The organism is Neisseria sp. P0007.S010, assembly GCF_051962875.1.
In the GTDB taxonomy this organism is placed as follows: Bacteria; Pseudomonadota; Gammaproteobacteria; order Burkholderiales; family Neisseriaceae; genus Neisseria; species Neisseria subflava_A.
Genome location: NZ_JBQCUX010000009.1, coordinates 53,448 through 74,283 on the forward strand (window position 1 = coordinate 53,448; position 20,836 = coordinate 74,283).

General features: G+C 52.5%; 21 protein-coding genes and 1 tRNA gene. 10 read left to right on the top strand and 12 right to left on the bottom strand.

The genetic code is table 11. The features are described from left to right. Nucleotides 1-58: 58 nt before the first annotated feature. The 4 genes from hrpA to ACTHR7_RS07810 form a co-directional block, all read right to left on the bottom strand. The gene (gene hrpA, locus ACTHR7_RS07795) at nucleotides 59-1,453 is read right to left on the bottom strand and encodes an ATP-dependent RNA helicase HrpA (protein WP_440370622.1); all 1,395 of its coding nucleotides are present in this window, start codon (nucleotides 1,451-1,453) and stop codon (nucleotides 59-61) included. Nucleotides 1,454-1,556: 103 nt separating this feature from the next. After that, nucleotides 1,557-1,943 carry a ribosome silencing factor gene (gene rsfS, locus ACTHR7_RS07800; RefSeq protein WP_002246503.1) on the bottom strand — a complete coding sequence of 129 codons (387 nt, stop codon included), beginning with the start codon at nucleotides 1,941-1,943 and terminating at the stop codon, nucleotides 1,557-1,559. A 58-nt stretch (nucleotides 1,944-2,001) separates the two neighbouring features. Beyond that, nucleotides 2,002-2,607, bottom strand: a complete 606-nt coding sequence (nadD, locus tag ACTHR7_RS07805; RefSeq protein ID WP_003749340.1) for a nicotinate-nucleotide adenylyltransferase — start codon at nucleotides 2,605-2,607, stop codon at nucleotides 2,002-2,004. An 18-nt stretch (nucleotides 2,608-2,625) separates the two neighbouring features. After that, complete coding sequence (locus ACTHR7_RS07810; protein ID WP_070461258.1) at nucleotides 2,626-3,210, bottom strand: beta-class carbonic anhydrase; 585 nt, start codon at nucleotides 3,208-3,210, stop codon at nucleotides 2,626-2,628. 123 nt (nucleotides 3,211-3,333) lie between these two features. Between ACTHR7_RS07810 and ACTHR7_RS07815 the strand changes: the two genes are divergently transcribed. Both ACTHR7_RS07815 and ACTHR7_RS07820 read left to right on the top strand, forming a co-directional pair. Next, nucleotides 3,334-4,224, top strand: a complete 891-nt coding sequence (locus ACTHR7_RS07815; protein ID WP_296186394.1) for an NUDIX hydrolase — start codon at nucleotides 3,334-3,336, stop codon at nucleotides 4,222-4,224. A gap of 15 nt (nucleotides 4,225-4,239) precedes the next feature. After that, nucleotides 4,240-5,181, top strand: coding sequence for an ABC transporter ATP-binding protein (locus tag ACTHR7_RS07820; RefSeq protein WP_296186396.1), 942 nt, complete (start codon nucleotides 4,240-4,242; stop codon nucleotides 5,179-5,181). A 108-nt stretch (nucleotides 5,182-5,289) separates the two neighbouring features. On the opposite strand, the gene ACTHR7_RS07825 is transcribed toward ACTHR7_RS07820, so the two are convergent. The 6 genes from ACTHR7_RS07825 to ACTHR7_RS07850 form a co-directional block, all read right to left on the bottom strand. After that, on the bottom strand, nucleotides 5,290-5,754 hold the full coding sequence (locus ACTHR7_RS07825) for a hypothetical protein (RefSeq protein ID WP_296186398.1): 465 nt from the start codon (nucleotides 5,752-5,754) through the stop codon (nucleotides 5,290-5,292). A 70-nt stretch (nucleotides 5,755-5,824) separates the two neighbouring features. Continuing rightward, nucleotides 5,825-8,656 carry a valine--tRNA ligase gene (locus ACTHR7_RS07830; RefSeq protein WP_440370623.1) on the bottom strand — a complete coding sequence of 944 codons (2,832 nt, stop codon included), beginning with the start codon at nucleotides 8,654-8,656 and terminating at the stop codon, nucleotides 5,825-5,827. Nucleotides 8,657-8,752: 96 nt separating this feature from the next. After that, nucleotides 8,753-9,562, bottom strand: a complete 810-nt coding sequence (gene zupT, locus ACTHR7_RS07835; protein ID WP_002224778.1) for a zinc transporter ZupT — start codon at nucleotides 9,560-9,562, stop codon at nucleotides 8,753-8,755. Nucleotides 9,563-9,742: 180 nt separating this feature from the next. After that, the gene (locus ACTHR7_RS07840) at nucleotides 9,743-10,999 is read right to left on the bottom strand and encodes a D-amino acid dehydrogenase (RefSeq protein WP_440370624.1); all 1,257 of its coding nucleotides are present in this window, start codon (nucleotides 10,997-10,999) and stop codon (nucleotides 9,743-9,745) included. 83 nt (nucleotides 11,000-11,082) lie between these two features. Further along, nucleotides 11,083-12,474: an alanine/glycine:cation symporter family protein gene (locus tag ACTHR7_RS07845; protein ID WP_296185734.1), complete on the bottom strand. Its 1,392-nt coding sequence runs from the start codon at nucleotides 12,472-12,474 to the stop codon at nucleotides 11,083-11,085. A 366-nt stretch (nucleotides 12,475-12,840) separates the two neighbouring features. Further along, complete coding sequence (locus ACTHR7_RS07850; RefSeq protein WP_440370625.1) at nucleotides 12,841-13,698, bottom strand: ATP-grasp domain-containing protein; 858 nt, start codon at nucleotides 13,696-13,698, stop codon at nucleotides 12,841-12,843. Between the two features lie 125 nt (nucleotides 13,699-13,823). Between ACTHR7_RS07850 and ACTHR7_RS07855 the strand changes: the two genes are divergently transcribed. The 5 genes from ACTHR7_RS07855 (at nucleotide 13,824) to ACTHR7_RS07875 (ending at nucleotide 17,959) form a co-directional block, all read left to right on the top strand. Then, the gene (locus ACTHR7_RS07855; RefSeq protein ID WP_440370626.1) at nucleotides 13,824-15,059 is read left to right on the top strand and encodes an FAD-binding domain-containing protein; all 1,236 of its coding nucleotides are present in this window, start codon (nucleotides 13,824-13,826) and stop codon (nucleotides 15,057-15,059) included. Nucleotides 15,060-15,206: 147 nt separating this feature from the next. Next, nucleotides 15,207-15,926, top strand: coding sequence for a septum site-determining protein MinC (gene minC, locus ACTHR7_RS07860; RefSeq protein WP_070461264.1), 720 nt, complete (start codon nucleotides 15,207-15,209; stop codon nucleotides 15,924-15,926). Nucleotides 15,927-15,952: 26 nt separating this feature from the next. Beyond that, nucleotides 15,953-16,768 carry a septum site-determining protein MinD gene (gene minD, locus ACTHR7_RS07865; RefSeq protein ID WP_070645666.1) on the top strand — a complete coding sequence of 272 codons (816 nt, stop codon included), beginning with the start codon at nucleotides 15,953-15,955 and terminating at the stop codon, nucleotides 16,766-16,768. 3 nt (nucleotides 16,769-16,771) lie between these two features. Then, nucleotides 16,772-17,035, top strand: a complete 264-nt coding sequence (minE, locus tag ACTHR7_RS07870) for a cell division topological specificity factor MinE (RefSeq protein WP_003680625.1) — start codon at nucleotides 16,772-16,774, stop codon at nucleotides 17,033-17,035. 3 nt (nucleotides 17,036-17,038) lie between these two features. Continuing rightward, nucleotides 17,039-17,959 (top strand): hydrogen peroxide-inducible genes activator, encoded by a 921-nt coding sequence (locus ACTHR7_RS07875; protein WP_049330768.1) that lies wholly within the window; start codon nucleotides 17,039-17,041, stop codon nucleotides 17,957-17,959. A gap of 64 nt (nucleotides 17,960-18,023) precedes the next feature. Here the strand turns inward: ACTHR7_RS07875 and ACTHR7_RS07880 are convergent, their stop codons facing one another. Beyond that, nucleotides 18,024-18,236 (bottom strand): glycine zipper 2TM domain-containing protein, encoded by a 213-nt coding sequence (locus ACTHR7_RS07880; protein WP_003684747.1) that lies wholly within the window; start codon nucleotides 18,234-18,236, stop codon nucleotides 18,024-18,026. A 255-nt stretch (nucleotides 18,237-18,491) separates the two neighbouring features. Between ACTHR7_RS07880 and ACTHR7_RS07885 the strand changes: the two genes are divergently transcribed. Continuing rightward, on the top strand, nucleotides 18,492-18,941 hold the full coding sequence (locus tag ACTHR7_RS07885) for a CopD family copper resistance protein (protein WP_049330770.1): 450 nt from the start codon (nucleotides 18,492-18,494) through the stop codon (nucleotides 18,939-18,941). Nucleotides 18,942-18,974: 33 nt separating this feature from the next. Further along, nucleotides 18,975-19,949 carry a TerC family protein gene (locus ACTHR7_RS07890; RefSeq protein ID WP_440370627.1) on the top strand — a complete coding sequence of 325 codons (975 nt, stop codon included), beginning with the start codon at nucleotides 18,975-18,977 and terminating at the stop codon, nucleotides 19,947-19,949. 63 nt (nucleotides 19,950-20,012) lie between these two features. Here ACTHR7_RS07890 and ACTHR7_RS07895 read toward each other — a convergent pair whose 3' ends face one another. Then, the gene (locus ACTHR7_RS07895; protein WP_070645672.1) at nucleotides 20,013-20,411 is read right to left on the bottom strand and encodes an Ag473 family lipoprotein; all 399 of its coding nucleotides are present in this window, start codon (nucleotides 20,409-20,411) and stop codon (nucleotides 20,013-20,015) included. A gap of 182 nt (nucleotides 20,412-20,593) precedes the next feature. Between ACTHR7_RS07895 and ACTHR7_RS07900 the strand changes: the two genes are divergently transcribed. Further along, nucleotides 20,594-20,669, top strand: a tRNA-Lys gene (locus tag ACTHR7_RS07900). Nucleotides 20,670-20,836: the final 167 nt, after the last annotated feature.

A 20,836-nucleotide genomic window follows, 5' to 3' on the forward strand; every position in this document is an offset into this window, starting at 1 on the left:
CTGAAATTTATTTTCCAAACGGTATTTTTGTGTAATTTCTTTTTCTAGTTGTTTGAAATCACATTTCCTCCACCGCACCCAACTCCAGCAACACCTGAAAACCGTCATTGATATACCGCGAATCGGGCATTTCTAAAAATGGGAATGCTGCTACGTCGCCCAAGTTCAGTGATGCCATACGCAGGATGACGGCGGCGAGGTTGCTGCGGACGATTTCTGGGTCGGTAAATTCGGGGCGGCTGTTGAAATCTTCTTCTGAAAACAGTCGGATACATACGCCTGCGGAGACGCGGCCGCAGCGGCCGGAGCGTTGGCGTGCGGCAGCTTGGGAGATTTTTTCGACATGAAGCTGCTCCACTTTCGCCCGTGCGGAATAGCGTTTGACGCGCGCGAGGCCGGTGTCGATGACGTATTTGATGCCCGGCACGGTGAGCGAGGTTTCGGCGACGTTGGTTGCTAACACGACGCGGCGTTTCGCGCCTGAGGGGTGGAAGATTTTGTGCTGCTCGGCGTGCGACAGGCGTGCGAACAGGGGCAGGATTTCGTCGTTGCGGCGCAGCGTGGATTTGCGCAGGGCTTCGGTGGCTTCGCGGATTTCGCGTTCTCCCGGTAGGAACACCAAAATATCGCCTTCGCCGTGTCGCACCAATTCGTCCGCCGCATCGACAATCGCGTCGGTCAGCTCTACTTCCGCGTCGTCTTCGTCTTTGCTGGTCAGCGGTCGGTAGAGGATTTCAACGGGATAGGTACGCCCGCTTACTTCTAAAACGGGGGCGCCGTTGAAGTGTTGGGAGAAGCGTTCTGCGTCTATCGTTGCCGAGGTGATGATGACTTTCAAATCGGGGCGGCGCGGCAGCAGTTGTTTCAGGTAGCCCAAGAGGAAGTCGATGTTCAGGCTGCGTTCGTGCGCTTCGTCAATGATAATCGTGTCGTAGGCGGCGAGATAACGGTCGGTCTGGGTTTCTGCCAACAGGATGCCGTCAGTCATCAGCTTGACGCAGGCATCACGCGAGGTGTGGTCGGTAAAACGCACTTTATAGCCGACCGCGCTGCCGATTTCGGATTTCAGCTCTTCGGCAATCCGCTCTGCTACGGAACGCGCGGCCAAACGGCGCGGCTGGGTATGCCCGATCAAACCTGCCGCCCCACGCCCGAGTTCCAAACAAATCTTGGGCAGCTGCGTGGTTTTGCCCGAACCGGTTTCGCCGCAAATAATCGTTACCTGATTTTCGGCAATGGCTTTTTTGATTTCGTCGAGTTTTTCGTGAACAGGCAGCGTGTTGTCGAATTCGGGCTTGGGCAGTTTGGACAGGCGTTGCAGATAGAGGTCGTGCGATTTTTTGTATTTTTCCTCAACTTTGGCCAAGCCGCCGTATTTATTGGGGTTTTTAAAGGCAGATCGCAGAAAATGGCGGTCTTTGGAGAGGGTTTGGGCGAAATCGGGTTGCGGCATGATGGTGCAATGAATCAAATAATGTGAAAAGAATGGAATTATAGCAAAAGGCCGTCTGAAACTTGCTTGCTTTCAAGTTTCAGACGGCCTTTGTATGGGTGTTTTAGTCGGCGGCGTGCCAAGGTTTTTGCATACCGGCGTGGAAACTCGGTTTTTCTCCGCCCCACAAGGTGTCGATGTCGTAGAAGTCGCGCACGGCAGGGAGCATGACGTGGACAACGAGGTCGCCTGCGTCGACGAGCGTCCATTCGCCGCTGTCGCCTTCGGTGCTGAGGATTTCGAAACCGGCTTCTTTCAAATCGACGGCAACGTTGTTGGCCAGTGCTTTAACTTGGCGTGTGCTGTCGCCGCTGGCGATAATCATGCGGGCGAACAGGGAGGTTTTGTCTTGGGTTTCCAAAACGGAGATGTCTTTGGCTTTGATGTCTTCGAGGGCGTTTACGGCCACTTCGACCATTTTTTGCAGGTCTTGCAATTCTTGTTCGTTCATTGTTTTCCTAGTTGAAATGTTTTCAGACGGCATTATAGCTTATCTGCCTGAATAAACGCTATTTTTCATAGAGTTTGTGTTGGCGGATGTATTGGGCGACGGGTTGTGGCAGGCCGTCTGAATGGTGCGTTTTGGCGAGATTGGCACGGATTTGGGTGGAGCTGGTGTTGTGCAGCGGCGCGTTGAGGATGCGAACGCTGCCGTTTTGCAGGGCTTCGCCGAGCCATGCGTGCAATTCGCGCGGGGTTTTGTTGAGGTTGTCGCCTTGGCGCATGGCAATGGCGATATGGGTCTGGCGCACGAGGGTTTGCCATTTTTTCCATGTGTGCAGCTGCATCAGGCTGTCGCTGCCCATCAGCCACCACAGTTGCGCGCCGGGAAACTGCTGGCGGAAGATCTGGACGGTGTCAAACGTATAAGTCGCGCCGTCGCGGACGATGTCGCAGTCGCTGGCGGCGAATTTCGGCTCGTCGGCGATGGCGAGTTCGACCATATTGAGGCGCTCTTGCGCCGGCGTGCGCGTGCTGTCTTTGTGGTACGGGTCGCCTGCCGGCAGGAAGACGACGAGGTCCAAACCGATTTCGTCGGCAAAGGCGCGGGCGATGTGGAGGTGGCCGTTGTGGATGGGGTCAAACGTGCCGCCGAATAATCCGATGTTTTTCATTTCGTGGTTGTGTCTGCGTTAGATGTTTTGGCCGTCTGAAGCGGGCAGGCTGCCGTCAACAATCAGGTTGAGCTTGCCTGTGGTCGGGTGGATGACCAGGCCGTGGATGGCGATGTTGTCGGGCATCAGCGGATGTTTGCGAATCAGCTCGACGGTATGGCGCACGCTGTCTTCGACGTTGTCAAAACCGGTCAGCCAGCCGTCCAAATCGATACCGGCATTGCGCAGGGTTTCGATGCGGTCGTCGGGGATATTGCTGTCGTGTACGCGTTGGAGGAACTCTTCGGCGTGTAATCCGCGCATACCGCAGTCATGGTGGGCAATGACCATAATTTCTTTGACTTTGAGTTCAAATACGGCCACCAACAAACTGCGCATTACCGAACCCCAAGGATGGGTTACCAGCGCGCCGGCGTTTTTGATGAGCTTGGCATCGCCGTTTTTCAAACCCAACGCATTGGGCAACAATTCGATAATGCGCGCGTCCATACAGGAGAGGATGGCCAGCTCGCGGCCGGGGTATTTGTTGGTGAAATATTTTTCGTACTCTCCCGATTCAACGAAACGTTGGTTGTAGGAAAGGATATCGGTCAATTCACTCATGATGATGTGCTCGTTTCGGATGATTTACTCTATTATAGCGGTTTTCGGGTAGTGCGGTTGTTTTGCAAATTCGCCGTAAACGGCTAAAATCGACGTATCTTTAGTTCTTTTGGAGGATGCGCCATGTCTCAGTCTTTCCGTTTTGAACAAGTATTCACACCCGATATCCACGACGCATTGTGGGATTGGGCGCAAACAAGCTATGGCGCATCCGACGATTGGTGCATTCTGTATCTCAACGGCCTGCCTTTAGGCCGTCTGAACCCGTTATGGCGCGAACGCCTCGGGCGCGATTGGACAGGCAGGCAGTCGACCCTTTCAGACGGCCTGAATTTGGAAACCGACAGCTGGGCGGAAATGGGCGACAGTTTGCAAACGCTGGCGCAACAATGGCGCGAGTGCGGTTGGCTCAAGGGTTGGCGCGGTGAAAAGTTCGACATCTGCGACCAGTCGGGCAAGCCTTTATGTGCACTCGAACGCGCCGCCTTCCGCCCGTTCGGCCTGATGAGTCAGGCAGTGCATTTGAACGGATTGGTCGAAACAGAAGACGGTTTGCGCTTTTGGATAGGCCGCCGCAGTCCGCACAAAGCCGTTGATCCGAACAAACTCGACAACCTGACCGGCGGCGGTATCAGCAGCGGCGAGAGGCCGTCTGAAGCCGTCTGCCGCGAGGGCGAAGAAGAAGCTGGTATTCCCGCTTCTCTGACACCCCATATCCGACCGACTGCCCAAATATATAGTTTGCGCCCCGTTAATCGCGGTGTCCACAACGAAATCCTGTATATTTTCGACATCGTCCTGCCCGAAGACTTCCAACCCGCCAACCAAGACGGCGAAGTTGCCGGTTTTGAACTGATGGACATCCCCACCCTGCTCGATGCCATGTTGTGCGGACACATGATGCACGATGCCCAGCTGGTCACGATCGAAGCCTGCCGTCGATACGGCCTGATCGACCCCAAACATCCGCTGTCCGCATGGCTCGACAGCATCCGTTGCCGACCCCATTTTTAAAGGCCGTCTGAAACCATGTTGCAACTCAAAAACATCAACAAACGCTTCGGCAGCAAAACCGTTGCCCAAGACATTAATCTAAACGTCGAAGCAGGCAAAATCCTCGCCGTACTCGGCCGATCCGGCTGCGGCAAATCCACCCTGCTCAAAACCATCGTCGGCCTGGTGCGTCCCGACAGCGGCGAAGTCTGGCTCAACGGCGACAACATCACTGACATGCCGTCTGAAAAGCGCAATATCTCGCTGATGTTTCAAGACTACGCCCTTTTGCCGCATTTAACCGCCCTCGACAACGTCGGCTTCGGCCTCAAAATGCGCCGCCTGCCCAAAGCCGAAATCGAAGAACAATCCATGCAAGCCTTGCGCGACATCGGTTTGGAACACGAAGCGCAACGCAAACCCGAAAGCCTCTCCGGCGGCGAACAGCAACGCCTCGCCCTCGCACGCGCCCTCATCACGCGCCCGTCACTGTTGCTCTTGGACGAAGCCTTCTCCAGCCTCGACACCCACCTGCGCCACCACCTGCGCACCCTGACCGCCGAACGCATCCGCAGTCAAAACATCCCCGCCATCCTCGTGACCCACTCCGCCGAGGAAGCCTGCACCATGGCCGACACCATCGCCATCATGCACGAAGGCCGCATCCTCCAACACGGCACGCCGGAAACCCTTATCCGCCGCCCCGTCAACGCCCAAGCCGCCCTGCTGCTCGGTTTGGCCAACACCGACGACACACGCTACATCCCCCAACACGCCATCCGATTCAACCCGAACGGCACAGCCGTCCGCATCAGCGAAGCCGTCCCCCTCGCCGAAGGCATACGCCTCACCCTCACCCATCCGCAATACGGCGATTTAATTTGGTATCCCCACGCCGACCACGATACGGACAAACCGCAAACCGGACAGGAAATCCGCATCAGCGTGGATGAAAGTCAGATTGTTTGGTTTAATTGAATCTAATGGATTGAGAAAAAGAAAAAGGCCGTCTGAAATTTAAGTTTCAGACGGCCTTTGTTATCTCAGCCATCAATCAGACAAACCCATCTGATCTACAAGCGCTTTTTACTTCACTTTCGTACATACATCACGGGCAGTCCCGTCTTCAGACACCAATTTGCCTGTTTTATCCAGTTGATACACATCATCTTTTCCGGGTTTGTCCATCTCCGCGACCAATCCGGTGTACATCATGCTTTCCAAGAGTCGTCCATCCTCCGACTTTTCCAACCACGCCAGCGTTTCGGGGCTGTGCTGTCGTGAAACTTCGCTATATTTGATTTGGCTTTCCGTCAAGGCATTGTTTTCAAAACGCCATTTCCCTGAGCCGACAACACGGTATGCCAAGACATTGCCGTCATCATCGATTTTGAGTATAGCATCGCCACGGAAACTGCCGTCCTGAAGATATTCGACTTTTGCATCACTGCGAATGTTTTCATCAGAACCCACGCAATGCCATGTACCGACAATCGGAGAAGCCAGAGCAGTTGTTGCGGATAAAAGCACCGGCAAAATAAAGAGTTTCATCTATTTCCTTTCTTAAAATAGGCCGTCTGAAAAAAACATTTTTCAGACGGCCTTGTCTATTCAATCAAAATCAGTCTTTCAACTTCGCCAACTGGGTTTGAACTTTTGCCATTTTGTCTTCCAATTCCGCCAAATCGGCTTTGTCTTTTTCCACCAAATGCGCCGGGGCTTTTTCGGTGTAGCCGGGTTTGGAGAGTTTGGCGTTGAGTTTGTCCAAGGCTTTTTGCAGCTTCTCGGCTTCTTTGCTCAAACGGGCGGTTTCGGCGGCTTTGTCGATTTCGACTTTCAGCATCAGGCGCGCGCCGTTGCAGACGGCGACAGGTGCGTCTTCCGCTTCGGGCAAGCTGTCCACCAGCTTGGCTTCGGTCAGTCGGGTCAGCGACGGCAGGTATTTGAGCAGGCCTTCGAGTTCTGCGTTGCCTTCGACAAAGAGCGGCGCTTTGACGTTTGGCGCGATACCCATTTCGCCGCGTAGTTTGCGCACTTCTTCCACCAAGTCTTTCAATGCGGCCATTTTATCGAAGGCCGTCTGAACGATTTTCTCTTTATCGGCTTGCGGATAGGCGGCCAACATGATGCTGTCGGCGGTTTTGGCATTCGCCAGAGGCGCAACGACCTGCCACAGCTCTTCGGTAATGAAAGGCATGATTGGGTGCAGCAGGCGCAGGATGGTTTCGAGTACGCGCACGAGGGTGCGGCGTGTGGTGCGCTGGGTTGTCGGGCAGCCGGTTTGGATTTGCACTTTTGCCAGCTCGATGTACCAGTCGCAATATTCGTTCCACACAAATTCGTACAGCGTTTGCGCGGCAAGGTCGAAGCGGTAGGTTTCAAAGGCTTCGGCAACGGCGGCTTCGGCCTGTTGCAGTTTGCCGATAATCCATTGGTCGGCAAAGGTAAACGCCAACGGCTGCATTTCGTCTTGACCGCAGTCTTTGTCTTCGGTGTTCATCAACACGAAGTTGGTGGCGTTCCACAATTTATTGCAGAAGTTGCGGTAGCCTTCGGCGCGTTTGAAGTCGAAGTTGACGCTGCGGCCGAGGCTGGCGTAGCTCGCCATGGTGAAGCGCAATGCGTCCGCGCCCATGCTCGGAATGCCTTCAGGGAAGAGTTTTTTGGTTGCTTCTTCCACTTTCGGCGCGGTTTCGGGTTTGCGCAGGCCGGTGGTACGTTTCACCAGCAGTTTTTCCAAGTCGATACCGTCGATCAAATCCACAGGGTCGATGACGTTGCCTTCGGATTTGGACATTTTTTTGCCTTCGTGGTCGCGCACGATGCCGTGGATATACACGTCTTTAAACGGCACTTTGCCGGTGAAGTGGGTGGTCATCATAATCATGCGCGCCACCCAGAAGAAGATGATTTCGTAGCCTGTAACCAAGACATTGGACGGTAGGAAGGCTTTAAGTTCGTCAGTTTCAGACGGCCAGCCCAATGTGGAGAATGGCACGAGCGCGGAGGAGAACCATGTATCCAATACATCTTCTTCGCGGGTCAAGCCTGTTTTGCCGGCTTGTTTTTCGGCTTCTTCCTGATTGCGGGCGACGTAAACATTGCCTTCGTTGTCGTACCATGCAGGGATTTGATGACCCCACCACAGTTGGCGTGAAATACACCAGTCTTGGATGTTGTTCATCCATTGGTTGTAGGTATTGACCCAGTTTTCAGGGATAAAGCGCACTGCGCCGCTATCAACGGCTTTTTTGGCTTTGTCGGCGAGGCTTAAGCCTTTGAATTCGCTGTCAGGCTCGCCGCCGTTTGGGGTGGCGGACATGGCGACAAACCATTGGCTGGTCAGCATCGGTTCAATCACTGAGCCGGTACGGTCGCCTTTCGGCGTCATCAGCGTGTGCGGTTTGATTTCGACCAAGAAACCTTGTTCCTGCAAATCGGCAACCATTTGTTTGCGCGCGGCAAAACGGTCTAAGCCTGCATATTTTTCAGGCAGGGCAAAGCCTTGTTGCGCTTCGCCTTTGAAGTTGAACACTTCGGCGTTTGCCAACACTTTGGCTTCCAAGTCGAACACATTAATCAGGCGCGTGTCGTGGCGTTTGCCGACTTCGTAGTCGTTGAAGTCGTGCGCAGGCGTGATTTTCACGCAGCCGGTACCAAAGTCTTTTTCAACGTATTCGTCGGCAATCACTGGAATGGTGCGGCCGGTCAGCGGCAGGATTAATTCCTTGCCAATCAAATGGGTATAACGTTCATCTTCAGGATTGACGGCAACGGCAACGTCGCCCAGCAGCGTTTCGGGACGGGTGGTCGCCACGATCACGGCTTCGGCGGGATTGTCGGCCAGCGGATAGCGGATGTGCCACATAGAGCCTTGTTCTTCCACGCTTTCCACTTCCAAATCAGACACTGCCGTACCCAATACCGGATCCCAGTTCACCAAGCGTTTGCCGCGGTAAATCAAGCCCTGTTCAAACAGGCGCACAAACACTTCGGTAACAGTTTCGGCACGCACGTCGTCCATCGTGAAATACTCACGCGTCCAGTCGGCAGAGCAACCCACGCGGCGCATTTGTTGGGTAATCGTACCGCCGGAAACTTCTTTCCATTCCCACACTTTTTCCAAGAATTTCTCGCGGCCCAAGTCATGACGGGACACGTTTTGCGCGGCAAGCTGACGCTCGACCACGATTTGCGTGGCGATGCCGGCGTGGTCGGTGCCGGGAATCCAGGCGGTGTTGCAGCCTTTCATGCGGTAGTAGCGGGTCAGGCCGTCCATAATGGTTTGGTTGAAGGCATGGCCCATGTGCAGCGTGCCGGTTACATTGGGCGGCGGCAGTTGGATGGAGAAAGACGGTTTCGTCAAATCCATATCAGGCTGGAAATAGCCCTGCTCTTCCCAGTTTTGATAATGTTTGGATTCGATTTCGGCTGGATTGTATTTGTCTAACATGATGGAACTTTGTGAAATTAAGGTTATTTTTGATGTGCGGATTATAACGCAAAAAGGCCGTCTGAATCATTTCAGACGGCCTTCGGCATACGGGTTTTAAAAATGGAACAATACCAGGCTGACGGCAATCACCGCCATGCCCGTTGTCAGGCCGTAAACGGTTTCGTGGCCGTCTGAATAGCGTTTGGCGGCCGGCAGCAGCTCGTCCAATGCCAAAAACACCATCACACCGGCTATCACGCCGAATACCGAACCGAACACGGCAGGCGACAAAAACGGCTGTAAAACCAAATAGCCCAAAGCCGCCCCCAAAGGCTCGGCCAAGCCGGATAACAGACACGCCCATACCGTTTTCTTACGGCTTCGGGTCGCAAAATAAACCGGCGCGGCAATGGAAATGCCCTCCGGAATATTATGGATGGCAATCGCCAAGGCCAAAGGCATCCCGACCGCCGGATTTTCCAAGGTGGCAAAAAATGTCGCCAAACCTTCGGGGAAATTGTGCGCCGTAATCGCAAACGCCGCCATCATGCCGACTCGCGCGATATGGCGGCGTTTGCTTTCTTGAAACGACGGGTCTTGCGCATCCAAGGTTTCATGCGGGTTCGGCACCAGGCGGTCAATCAGCGCAATGCCGCCCATCCCGGCCAAAAATGCCATGGTCGCCGCCGCAAACGCGTGGTCTTTATCATAAATTTCAGCGAACGCCTCACTGGATTTACTGAAAATCTCCGTCAGGGAGACATACACCATCGCACCGCCGGCAAATGCCAAACCAAACGACAACACGCGCGGATTAGGCGTTTTGGAAAACATCACCAAGCCGCTGCCTAATACGGTAAACAAACCGGCTGCCAACGTGATGGAAAAGGCAACGGCCAAATTGGACATCGAAAAATCGGGCATGAGAAAACCTGCGCTAAAAGCTGGGACAGGTTCAGACTAACACTTTTTAATGCGTATGATAATAGTTATTATTTATTTTACTAATTGGATACACGGATTTTGAAACAAAGGGCCGTCTGAAAAATGGTTTTCAGACGGCCTTTAAATTTGAAACGTCGCGAAACCTTATCGCTTTCCAGCTTAAGCCTGATAGCGCGACAGGCTCAAGTCGTCGCTGCGGATTTCGGTGTCTTTGCCGCTCACGATATCGGCAGTTAATTTTGCCGAACCCAGCGACATGGTCCAGCCCAAAGTGCCGTGGCCTGTATTCAGGAACAGGTTTTCAAAGCGGGTGCGCCCGATTAACGGTGTGCTGTCGGGCGTCATCGGTCTGAGTCCGCTCCAGAACAATGCTTGGCTCAAATCGCCACCTTCTGGGAACAAATCGTTGACGACCAAAGCCAAGGTTTCGCGGCGTTTTTCGGGCAGTTTGATTTCGTAGCCGGACAATTCCGCCATGCCGCCGACACGGATTCTGTTGTCAAAGCGCGTGATGGCGACTTTGTAGCTCTCATCTAAAACGGTGGACACCGGTGCGCCGTCTGAATTGGTGACCGGCAGGGTCAAGGAATAGCCTTTGACGGGATAAATGGGCAGATTGAGATCCAACTGCGCCAACACAGTCCTGCTGAAGCAGCCGAGCGCGCAGACGAAGGCATCTGCTTCAAACCGCCCTGTTTCGGTTTCAACGGCTTTGATGCGCAGCCCGTTGTGGTCGATGCGGCTGATGGTTTGGTTGAAATGAAACTGTACGCCCTTTTCCTGACACAATTTGTATAGGTTTTCAGTGAAGAGGTGGCAGTCGCCGGTTGCGTCCGCAGGCAGGTGCAGGCCGCCGGCAATTTTGGCGGTAACGCGTGCCAGCGCAGGCTCAAATTCTGCGCATTCTTCGGGTTTCAGACGGCGGTACGGCACGCCGTAGCGTTCCAAAACGGCAATGTCTTGTTCTGCCGCTTCGACTTCTTTGGTTTGGCGGAAAATCTGCAGCGTCCCTTTTTTGCGCCCTTCAAAATTCATGCCGGTTTGCGCTTCAAAACGGCGGAACATTTCACGGCTGTATTCGGAAATCCTGACCATGCGCTCTTTATTGATTTGATAGCGCGCTGCCGTGCAGTTTTGCAGCATTTGCCACAGCCATTCGATTTGATACAGGCTGCCGTCAGGGCGAAACAGCAAAGGCGGATGGCTTTTAAACAGCCATTTCAGCGCTTTGGTCGGGATACCGGGTGCCGCCCAAGGCGTGGTATAGCCGTAGGAAAGCTGGCCTGCGTTGGCAAAACTGGTTTCCATCGCCACGCCCTCGGCGCGGTCGATGACCGTTACTTCATATCCTGCTTCTGCCAGATACCACGCGGAAGATACGCCGGCAACACCAGCACCTAAAACAAGCACTTTCATTTTTCTCCTCCTCTGACTTTTTTCAAAACAAACTTAATATACATCGGGCCATCTGAATATTCAGATTCAGACGGCCTTGGGTATTAATGCGGCAATTCGCCGTTTTTGATTTTTTGTTTGAAGTCGCGCGTTTCATTGACGATGACTTTCGCCATCAACAAAAGCGCAATCAGGTTGGGCAATGCCATCAGGCCGTTGAATGTGTCCGAAGCCAGCCACACCAAATCAAGGCTCAACACGGTACCCAGCATGACAGAAGAGACGTAACCCACGCGGTACAAACCGGCAAACTTCTCGCCGAAGACATAAACCGCGCATTTCTCGCCGTAATAACACCAGCCGAGAATGGTTGAGTAGGCAAAGAAAATCAGGCCGATGGTGACAATCCAGCCGCCGATACCGGGCAGCATTTTTTGGAAAGTGACGGTTGTCAGCGCCGCGCCGCTCAATTCAGGTTTCACAAACTCGCCGCCTGCGCCGAGCAGACCCATGACCAACACGATACCGGTAATCGAGCAAACAACAATGGTGTCCAAAAACGTACCGGTCATGGAAACCAAAGCCTGACGGACGGGGTGGTCGGTTTTCGCGGCTGCGGCGGCAATCGGCGCAGAACCCATACCCGCCTCGTTGGAGAATACGCCGCGCGCCACGCCGTAGCGGATGACTGTACCGATAGCGCCGCCGGCCACGGCCTGTGCGCTAAACGCATCGGAAAAAATCAGTTTGACGGCGGGCATCAATACATCGGAATTAATCACGATAATGGCAATACCGCCTACTACATAAAACACTGCCATGGCAGGCACGATAAAGGATGCGGCTTTGGCAATGCCCTTAATGCCGCCCAAAAGCACGATGGCCGTTAATACGGTCAAGGCCACGCCGGTGTAGGCAGGTTCGACACCGAAGCTGGTTTGCACTGCCTGCGCAACCGAGTTGGACTGCACCGAGCTGCCGATACCGAATGAAGCGAATGTGCCGAACAGCGCAAACGCGACGGCCATCCATTTCCAGTTTTTGCCCAAGCCTTTTTCGATGTAATACATCGGGCCGCCGGACATTTCGCCTTTGGAATTGGTCACGCGGTATTTCACCGCCAACACACCTTCGCCGTATTTGGTGGCCATACCGAAAATGGCGGTCATCCACATCCAAAATACCGCGCCCGGGCCGCCGGTTACCACCGCAGTTGCCACACCGGCGATGTTACCCGTACCGATGGTAGCGGACAACGCGGTCATCAACGCCGCAAAATGGGAAATATCGCCTTCGTGCTCTTCGCCGTCTTCATGCTTCTTTGACGGCACAAACGCCTGTTTCAGCGCATAACCCAACATAGTGAACTGCAAGCCTTTCAGCAAAACGGTCAGCAAAATGCCCGTACCGACCAGCAGCATCAACATAATAGGTCCCCAGACCCAGCCGCTGATGGTTTCGAAAAAGGCTTTGAGATTGTCTAAAAACAATTGCATGGCTTTCTCCTTTGTCTGTTTTATTTTTTTATGCACTACTTTTTGTAGTGTCATGTAATTTCAGCACAGAATATTCAATAAGACAATATCTTTCTTTTTAAAAAGATTTTTGAGGTTTTACCCTAAAAAGATATCTATTTAGACCGGTCAGATTGTTTACAATCCGCTAAAAATAAAGGCTGCGGCCGAGATAAAATGCCAAATGAAAGTTAATCAACCATTAATTAAGACTGCATCAATTAAAATGACACAATCGACAAATGGCACATTATTGAAAAATACAAACACGCAAATCTTGTTTTAAAAAGCTTCAGGCCGTCTGAAAGATGGTTTTCAGACGGCCTGAGGCTTGTTAACTATATTGATTCAGGTTGATGAATGTTGCCCAAGTAACTGCGCCAACAGTCGGGCAAAGCGTTCTGTCGCGCCTTCGCTGGTGTGCAAATACAGGGCTGGCTCGATGAGTTCCAATTCATTGAGCAGGAAGGTATCGCCGACCAATGTACCGTCCACTCGGGCGTAAACCGGCATTTGCGGCAAAGCGGCCAGTACGTCTTGTGCGGCACTGATGGCAAACTCGGGTGGCTCAATACCGAACACCGACACACCATAGGCCGAGTTGGCGCGCCATTCGCCTTGCGGCGGCTGACGGCGCACGGCATGGCTGAATGCGCCGTTGAAAAACACCAGCGATGTTTCGCCTGCTGTTTCGATTTCGCGGATATAAGGTTGAACAATCATACCTTGCGGATAATCCGCCATGTTCACGTCCAATGCCTCCGCACAAACTTTAACCACGCCTTTGCCGCTCTGCCCGAATGCCGGCTTGATGACCGCTTCCGTCCAGCCCTGTTGGTTCAGGATGTCGGCCAATTCGGTTTTTTGCAGCGGAACGAACACGCTGGGAATCACTTGCGCGCCGCGCGCCGCCAAATCGCACAAATAAGTCTTTTCCATATTCCAAGCCATCAACTCGGGCGGATTGATAAAACACTGCCCCGCCTGCCCGGCATGCTCCAGCCATTGGCGGAAGGCTTCGGGTTCGGCGGCATAATCCCATGCGCACAAAGGCAGTAAAAACGGCACGGACGGATGGTTTTGCCACGCATCAAATACGGTTTTCACGCCCATGCTTTCCAAGCATGCCGCCAATGTTTTCAGGTTGTCTGATGGTTCGGGATAAGTTTGGCAGGTAATGAGTGCCAAAACGGTTTGCTCGGTCATGGTTGCCGCCTCATTGCTAAAACCAAAATTATATAGCGAAATCAAACCAAAAGATTTTTCAGACGGCCTGATACATGAGGCCGATTCTGATAAAATGGTTTCCCCTTTTTCGTCGGAACATGCTCATGAAATCTGCTCACGTCCTTGTCTGGTTCCGCCGCAACCTCCGCCTGCACGACAATGCCGCGCTTAATGCCGCCGTTGCAAGCGGTTTGCCCATCACCTGCGTCTGGGTCAGCCAAAGACCGTCTGAAAACCACAATCCGCGTCAAAGCCTGTTCCATTATCAAGCCGCACAAGAGCTGCATACCCGTCTGGCGGCGCACTATATTCCTTTATATGTCGTCGCTTCCGACGAAGACCTCCTCCCCTTGGCCGCTTCGCTCAATGCCCATACCGTCATCACAGACGAAGCCTACACCGAAGCCGAAATCCGCCAAGACAACCACCTCTGGCACAATCTCGACCGCACAGGCATTCCCCTGCAACACGCCACCGACCGCGGCATTTTGGCCAAATCCCCCCTCATGGATGCCAACGGCCTGCCCTACACCGATTTTGCCGCCTATAAACAAGCATGGTTGCAGGCTTATTCAGGACAAAGGCCGTCTGACACCGAATTGCCTGTTCAAACCGGACAAAACGTTCCACTGTTTCCAGCCCATACCGGAGCAATATTGCCTGCCTATCAGCAGGGCGGCGAAACCGCAGCCTTAACGCAATGGCACGCGTTCAAACAGAATTTGGTTCACTACCCGATTACCCAAAATTTTCCGGCACGAAAAAACACCAGCCTCCTCAATGCCTACCTGTCCGCAGGCTGCATTTCACCGCGTCTGCTGGCCGCCGAATGCTTGGCAAACCGACATTTCGAGTGGCTGGACAAGCTCATTTTCCGCGACTACTGCTACCAGCTCGCCTACCACCGCCGCCTGCCCGAAACAACCGATGCTGCTCCGGTACGCGAATACTGGCGACACGGCCAAACCGGCGTGCCCATCATCGACGCCGCCATCCGCGGCCTCGAAGCCACCGGCCACTTACACCCCGTTCTCCAGCAGCTGTGCGCCCACTATTTCTGCCATGCGCTCAACTTCGACCCCAACCAAGGCATCGCATGGACAGCTTCCGTCCAAACCGGCACCGACCCCGCGCTCAACCAAGCCAACTGGCACCTCACCGCACAAGACACGGCCACCGTCCGCTATGCCCACCGTTCGCACCAAATCGATCCCGACGGCAGCTACATCCGCAGTTACCTCCCCGAATTGGCGCACCTGCCATCCACCCTCATCCACACGCCGTGGGCCGCCGCCGATGACATCGACACACACGGCTACCCCTTCCCCAAGGCCGTCTGAAACCTACGTTCACACCAAAAAACCACACTAAATACAGCTGAAAAACGTTCAAACAAAATATTTTGGTTTCAGACGGCCAAACAGATTGAATAGCCAAGATTTACACGGTAAACTTACGTCATTAAAAAATTTTATTATTTCATTACAATGAAACCCGCATTCGACATAAAAACGTCACGTTTGGACGTCTTATCCATCCATCTGCACACCGCAGATCTAACCGAATTGGAAGAATTCCTGCGCCAACTGGCAGGCCAATCCCAAGACGAATTCGTTCCCTTCATTTTAGACGTACAAGATTTCGACCATCCCGAATCCATCGATTTGGGCGGCATGATTTCCCTGTTTGCCCGTTACGGTATGCAAATTTTAGGGCTGCACCACACCAGCGACACATGGGCGGCAGCGGCAGCGCGTTACCACTTGGTCTTCAAACAAGGCAACTCCAACCAGGCAGCCGACACACAGGCAGCACCTACTCCTCGCCAAGCACCGCAGCCGCAAGACGTACAAGCGACCGTTATCAACAATCCGACCGTATTGGTCAGCACGCCCGTGCGTACCGGCCAGCAGGTTTACGCTGAAAACGGCGACCTCATCGTTACCGGCATCGTCAGCCAAGGTGCGGAACTTATCGCCGACGGCAACATCCATATTTACGCCCCCATGCGCGGCAGAGCGTTGGCCGGTGCAAAAGGCAATACCAACGCACGCATCTTTATCCATTCCATGCAGGCCGAATTAGTCTCCGTTGCCGGCATCTACCGCAACTTCGAGCAAGACCTGCCCGAGCATCTGCACAAAAAACCCGTACAAGTATCATTGCAAGACAACCGACTGGTTATCAGCGCAATCGACGCCGAATAAACATCAGTACTTAAAAAGGAAATATCGTGTCCAAAATCATCGTAGTAACTTCAGGTAAAGGCGGCGTAGGCAAGACCACTACCAGCGCCAGCATCGCAACCGGCCTGGCCCTGCGCGGCCACAAAACTGCCGTGATCGACTTCGACGTCGGTTTGCGCAACCTTGACCTGATTATGGGTTGCGAACGCCGCGTCGTATACGACCTCATCAACGTCATCCACGGCGAAGCGACTCTCAACCAAGCCCTGATTAAAGACAAAAACTGCGAAAACCTCTACATCCTGCCTGCATCGCAAACCCGCGATAAAGACGCACTGACCCGCGAAGGCGTGGACAACGTGATGAAAGAGCTGGCCAGCAAAAAAATGGGCTTCGAATTCATCATCTGCGACTCCCCTGCCGGTATCGAACAAGGTGCACTGATGGCGCTCTACTTTGCCGACGAAGCCATCATTACCACTAACCCGGAAGTATCCAGCGTCCGCGACTCCGACCGTATCTTGGGCATTTTGCAAAGCAAATCACGCAAAGCCGAACAAGGCGGCACTGTTAAAGAGCACCTGCTGATTACCCGCTACTCCCCTGAGCGCGTGGCTAAAGGCGAAATGCTGTCTGTACAAGATATCTGCGACATCTTGCGTATTCCGTTGATCGGTGTGATTCCTGAATCACAAAACGTTCTGCAAGCTTCCAATGCCGGCGAACCTGTCATCCACCAAGACAATGCCGCAGCAGCAGAAGCCTACAAAGACGTTATCGCCCGCCTCTTGGGTGAAAACCGCGAAATGCGTTTCCTCGAAGCTGAGAAGAAAAGCTTCTTAAAACGACTGTTCGGAGGTTAATACATGTCACTGCTCGATATGCTGTTCGGCAGAAAGCCGAAAACCGCCACAGTCGCGCGCGACCGCCTGCAAATCATCATCGCGCAAGAACGCGCACAAGAAGGCCAAGCTCCGGACTATCTGCCGACCCTGCGTAAAGAGTTGTTGGAAGTCCTGTCCAAATACGTCAACGTATCATTGGACGACATCCGCATCTCCCAAGAGAAACAAGACGGCTTGGACGTTCTTGAGCTGAACATCACCCTGCCGGAACAAAAAAAGGCTTAACACATGACCTTGACCGAATTGCGTTACATCGTAGCCGTCGCACAAGAACGTCACTTCGGACGTGCCGCACGACGCTGCTTTGTCAGCCAGCCCACCCTCTCCATCGCCATCAAAAAGCTGGAGGAAGAGCTGTCGGTATCCCTGTTCGACCGTAGCAGCAACGACATCATCACGACCGAAGCGGGCGAGCGCATTGTCGCCCAAGCCCGCCGGGTTCTGGAAGAAGCGGAACTCATCAAGCACCTTGCTAATGAAGAGCAAAACGAATTGGAAGGCGCGTTCAAACTTGGCCTGATTTTCACCGTTGCCCCCTACCTTCTGCCCAAGCTCATTACCGCGCTGCGTGAAACCGCACCGAAAATGCCGCTGATGCTGGAAGAGAACTATACCCACATCCTGACCGAGTCGCTCAAACGTGGCGATGTCGATGCAATCGTCGTTGCCGAACCATTCCAAGAGCCGGGCATCGTGACCGAGCCTCTGTATGACGAACCTTTCTTCGTCATTGTTCCCAAAGGACATCACTTTGAAGAACTCGATGCCGTTACGCCTCAGCTTTTGGGCGAAGAACAAGTGTTGCTGCTGTCCGAAGGCAACTGTATGCGCGACCAAGTGTTGGCGAGCTGTTCCGAATTGGCTTCCAAACAGAAAATCCAAGGTTTGACCAATACCCTGCAAGGCAGCTCCATCAACACCATCCGCCACATGGTTGCCAGCGGTTTGGCCATCAGCGTCATGCCTGCTACCGCATTGACCGAAAACGACCATATGCTTTTCAGCATTATCCCGTTTGAAGGCACTGCACCGCACCGCCGTGTCGTTTTGGCCTATCGCCGCAACTTTGTCCGTCCCAAAGCACTGACTGCTTTGCGCACGGCTATTTTGCAATCGCAACTGACCGGTGTAACGTTCGTCAACGAATAAACCGTAAAACAAAAGGCCGTCTGAATATTCAGACGGCCTTTTTTATTTTTAACCGAATAAAGGATTAGTAGCGGGTATGAACCTGGCTGCCGATAACGCCACCCAAAGCCGCGCCACCCAAGGTAGAGCCGGTATCGCCACCAATCAAGTTACCTGCCACGCCACCCAATACCGCACCAGCAGCAGTGTTGCGTTGGGTTTGAGTCATATTGGCACATGCACCCAAAGAAGCGGCCAGCATGATCAAGGTCACAGTTTTTGCAAAAGTTTTCTTCATGGTTTGATTCTCCATCAGGGGGTTAAGCTGTATATGGAGCAGTATGGCACAACCTTTCATTAATATATTTTCTGATAAGTAAAGACAGATTAAACTAAGATAACGCCCTTGATGAACGGTTAACTTCAAAAACAAACGGAAATTCCAATAGAATATTTATAAAATTTAATATATTTGGCATAAAATTGCGCATACATCAACCGCATTCGGTAGTGATACAATGACGACTTGTCTGAATTACCGGAAACACTCGTCATGAGTATCTACGCACTGGCACACATCATCCACGTTTATTGCGCGATTGCCTTTGTCGGCGGCGTATTTTTCGAAATGCTGGTTCTCTCCGTTTTGCACACCGGCCGCGTTTCGCGCGAATCGCGCCGCGAAGTCGAACGTGCCATGTCCTATCGTGCCGTCCGCGTAATGCCGCCTGTCGTCATTACCTTGTTCATCAGCGGCATCGTGATGGTGTACAACCGCTACCTGCCGATACTGCACCACCCATTCGACAGCTCCTTCGGCATCATGCTGAGCATCAAAATCCTGTTGGCAATAAGCGTTTTGGTACATTTTGCCATCGCCGTCGTCAAAATGGCCCGACACACCCTCACCGTCGGCTGGTCGAAATACATACACGCCGTCGTATTCAGCCATATGCTGTTTATCGTCTTTTTTGCCAAGGCGATGTTCTACCTGTCTTGGTAAACCTTACCTATACCCCACACACAAGGATTGTTTATGACCCAATACCCGTCCGTCGGCTCGCCGATGTTTTACGGCATCTTCTTTATTGCCGTCTTAATCATGATCGCCATCGATATGGTATCGCTGAAAAAAAACGGCGCCCACAAAGTCAGCATCAAAGAAGCCCTCGCCTGGAGCGGCATTTGGGTGGCCGTATCCTGCACGTTTGCAGGCTGGCTCTATTTTGAACTGGCGGGCAACCCAACTTACGGGGCCATTGTCGCCAAAGAAAAAGTCCTCGAATTCTTCACCGGCTATGTGCTCGAAAAATCCCTCGCCGTCGATAACATCTTCGTTTTCCTGATGATTTTCGGCTACTTCAAAGTCGAACCCAAATTCCAACACCGCGTCTTGCTCTATGGCGTATTCGGCGCCATCGTCCTGCGCGCCATCATGATCTTCATCGGCGCAGCCTTGGTACAACAATTTGAATGGATTTTGTACCTCTTCGGCGCATTCCTCTTATACACCGGCATTCACATGATGAAGCCGGAAGCCGAAGCTGAAGAAGATCTTTCCCAAAACAAGATCCTGACCCTGCTCAAAAAAGTTATCCCGACCAGCCAACAGTTTGACGGTGAAAAATTCTTTACTATTGAAAACGGCAAACGCATCGCTACGCCGCTTTTGCTGGTATTGATTATGATCGAATTGAGCGACGTCATCTTCGCCGTAGACAGCATCCCCGCTATTTTTGCCGTAACCACCGACCCTTTCATCGTCCTCACCTCCAACATTTTTGCCATCTTGGGCCTGCGTGCCATGTACTTTTTACTGGCAGACTTTGCCGAACGCTTTATTTTCCTCAAATACGGCTTGGCTTTCGTGTTGAGCTTTATCGGTATCAAGATGCTGATTATGCACTGGGTACATATCCCGATTTCCATTTCCCTGTCTGTCGTCTTCGGCGCACTGGGTGCGTCCATCCTGACTTCTTTGGTATATACGCGTCAGCAAGAGAAAAAATAATCTGCCGATATAAAAAGGCCGTCTGAACATTTCAGACGGCCTTTTCAAATATCAAACACCAGCTTATTTAGCAGCGTCTTTCAATTTGTCGGCAGCTTCTTGAGTCGCATCGGCTGCTTTACCCATAGCGTCTTTAGCTGCATCTTTGGCAGCATCCTTAGCATCAGAAACAGCTTCTTTAGCTTCTTCAACCGCTTTACCGGCAGCATCTTTAGCGTCAGAAACTGCTTTATCCGCAGTTGCTTTAGCATCTGCAGCAGCGTCTTTAACATCAGAAACAGCTTGCTCAGCCGCACCTTTGGCTTCAGAAGCAGCAGCATCAACAGCAGAAGCTGCATTTTCAGCAGCAGCGTTTACATCGGAAGCAACAGCAGAAGCCGCCTCTTGGGTTTCTTTTTTCGCTTCTTGTGTACACGCAGCCAGACCGGCTACCATCATTGCAGCAATCAATAATTTTTTCATATTGTATATCCTTTGGTCTAAAAAATATCTGTCAAAACTGACAGACCCAAAAATCATAACATAATAAATGCTCAAAAAAGGAAGAATTAACGCCAAATAACAGCCAATTTACGTTTTTTGAAAAAAATTTCAAAAAAATAGTTGACGAAAAGAAACAAGTTCCCTATAATGCACAGCTTATCGGGTCGTTAGCTCAGTCGGTAGAGCAGCGGACTTTTAATCCGTTGGTCGAGCGTTCGAATCGCTCACGACCCACCAAATATGAAAACCTGCTTTGAAAAAAGCAGGTTTTTTTATATTCTCCATCAAGCCTTTCTTCACTTGATACCTTTCTCATCATCAAAATCAAGCAATATCCGAGCTTTGTCACAATGCTGTTATGGACTCAACTCAAGGCATCACACCAGCACCGACCTCTTATCCAA

Excerpts from the sequence above, each read along its gene's own strand:
- minE (WP_003680625.1), top strand. The coding sequence starts at position 16,772 with ATGTCACTGCTCGATATGCTGTTCGGCAGAAAGCCGAAAACCGCCACA.
- ACTHR7_RS07875 (WP_049330768.1), top strand. The coding sequence starts at position 17,039 with ATGACCTTGACCGAATTGCGTTACATCGTAGCCGTCGCACAAGAACGT.
- ACTHR7_RS07855 (WP_440370626.1), top strand. The coding sequence starts at position 13,824 with ATGAAATCTGCTCACGTCCTTGTCTGGTTCCGCCGCAACCTCCGCCTG.
- ACTHR7_RS07890 (WP_440370627.1), top strand. The coding sequence starts at position 18,975 with ATGACCCAATACCCGTCCGTCGGCTCGCCGATGTTTTACGGCATCTTC.
- ACTHR7_RS07815 (WP_296186394.1), top strand. The coding sequence starts at position 3,334 with ATGTCTCAGTCTTTCCGTTTTGAACAAGTATTCACACCCGATATCCAC.
- ACTHR7_RS07850 (WP_440370625.1), bottom strand. The coding sequence starts at position 13,698 with ATGACCGAGCAAACCGTTTTGGCACTCATTACCTGCCAAACTTATCCC.
- hrpA (WP_440370622.1), bottom strand. The coding sequence starts at position 1,453 with ATGCCGCAACCCGATTTCGCCCAAACCCTCTCCAAAGACCGCCATTTT.
- ACTHR7_RS07810 (WP_070461258.1), bottom strand. The coding sequence starts at position 3,210 with ATGAGTGAATTGACCGATATCCTTTCCTACAACCAACGTTTCGTTGAA.
- ACTHR7_RS07840 (WP_440370624.1), bottom strand. The coding sequence starts at position 10,999 with ATGAAAGTGCTTGTTTTAGGTGCTGGTGTTGCCGGCGTATCTTCCGCG.
- ACTHR7_RS07885 (WP_049330770.1), top strand. The coding sequence starts at position 18,492 with ATGAGTATCTACGCACTGGCACACATCATCCACGTTTATTGCGCGATT.
- ACTHR7_RS07880 (WP_003684747.1), bottom strand. The coding sequence starts at position 18,236 with ATGAAGAAAACTTTTGCAAAAACTGTGACCTTGATCATGCTGGCCGCT.
- minC (WP_070461264.1), top strand. The coding sequence starts at position 15,207 with ATGAAACCCGCATTCGACATAAAAACGTCACGTTTGGACGTCTTATCC.
- ACTHR7_RS07825 (WP_296186398.1), bottom strand. The coding sequence starts at position 5,754 with ATGAAACTCTTTATTTTGCCGGTGCTTTTATCCGCAACAACTGCTCTG.
- zupT (WP_002224778.1), bottom strand. The coding sequence starts at position 9,562 with ATGCCCGATTTTTCGATGTCCAATTTGGCCGTTGCCTTTTCCATCACG.
- ACTHR7_RS07895 (WP_070645672.1), bottom strand. The coding sequence starts at position 20,411 with ATGAAAAAATTATTGATTGCTGCAATGATGGTAGCCGGTCTGGCTGCG.
- rsfS (WP_002246503.1), bottom strand. The coding sequence starts at position 1,943 with ATGAACGAACAAGAATTGCAAGACCTGCAAAAAATGGTCGAAGTGGCC.
- ACTHR7_RS07845 (WP_296185734.1), bottom strand. The coding sequence starts at position 12,474 with ATGCAATTGTTTTTAGACAATCTCAAAGCCTTTTTCGAAACCATCAGC.
- ACTHR7_RS07820 (WP_296186396.1), top strand. The coding sequence starts at position 4,240 with ATGTTGCAACTCAAAAACATCAACAAACGCTTCGGCAGCAAAACCGTT.
- ACTHR7_RS07830 (WP_440370623.1), bottom strand. The coding sequence starts at position 8,656 with ATGTTAGACAAATACAATCCAGCCGAAATCGAATCCAAACATTATCAA.
- nadD (WP_003749340.1), bottom strand. The coding sequence starts at position 2,607 with ATGAAAAACATCGGATTATTCGGCGGCACGTTTGACCCCATCCACAAC.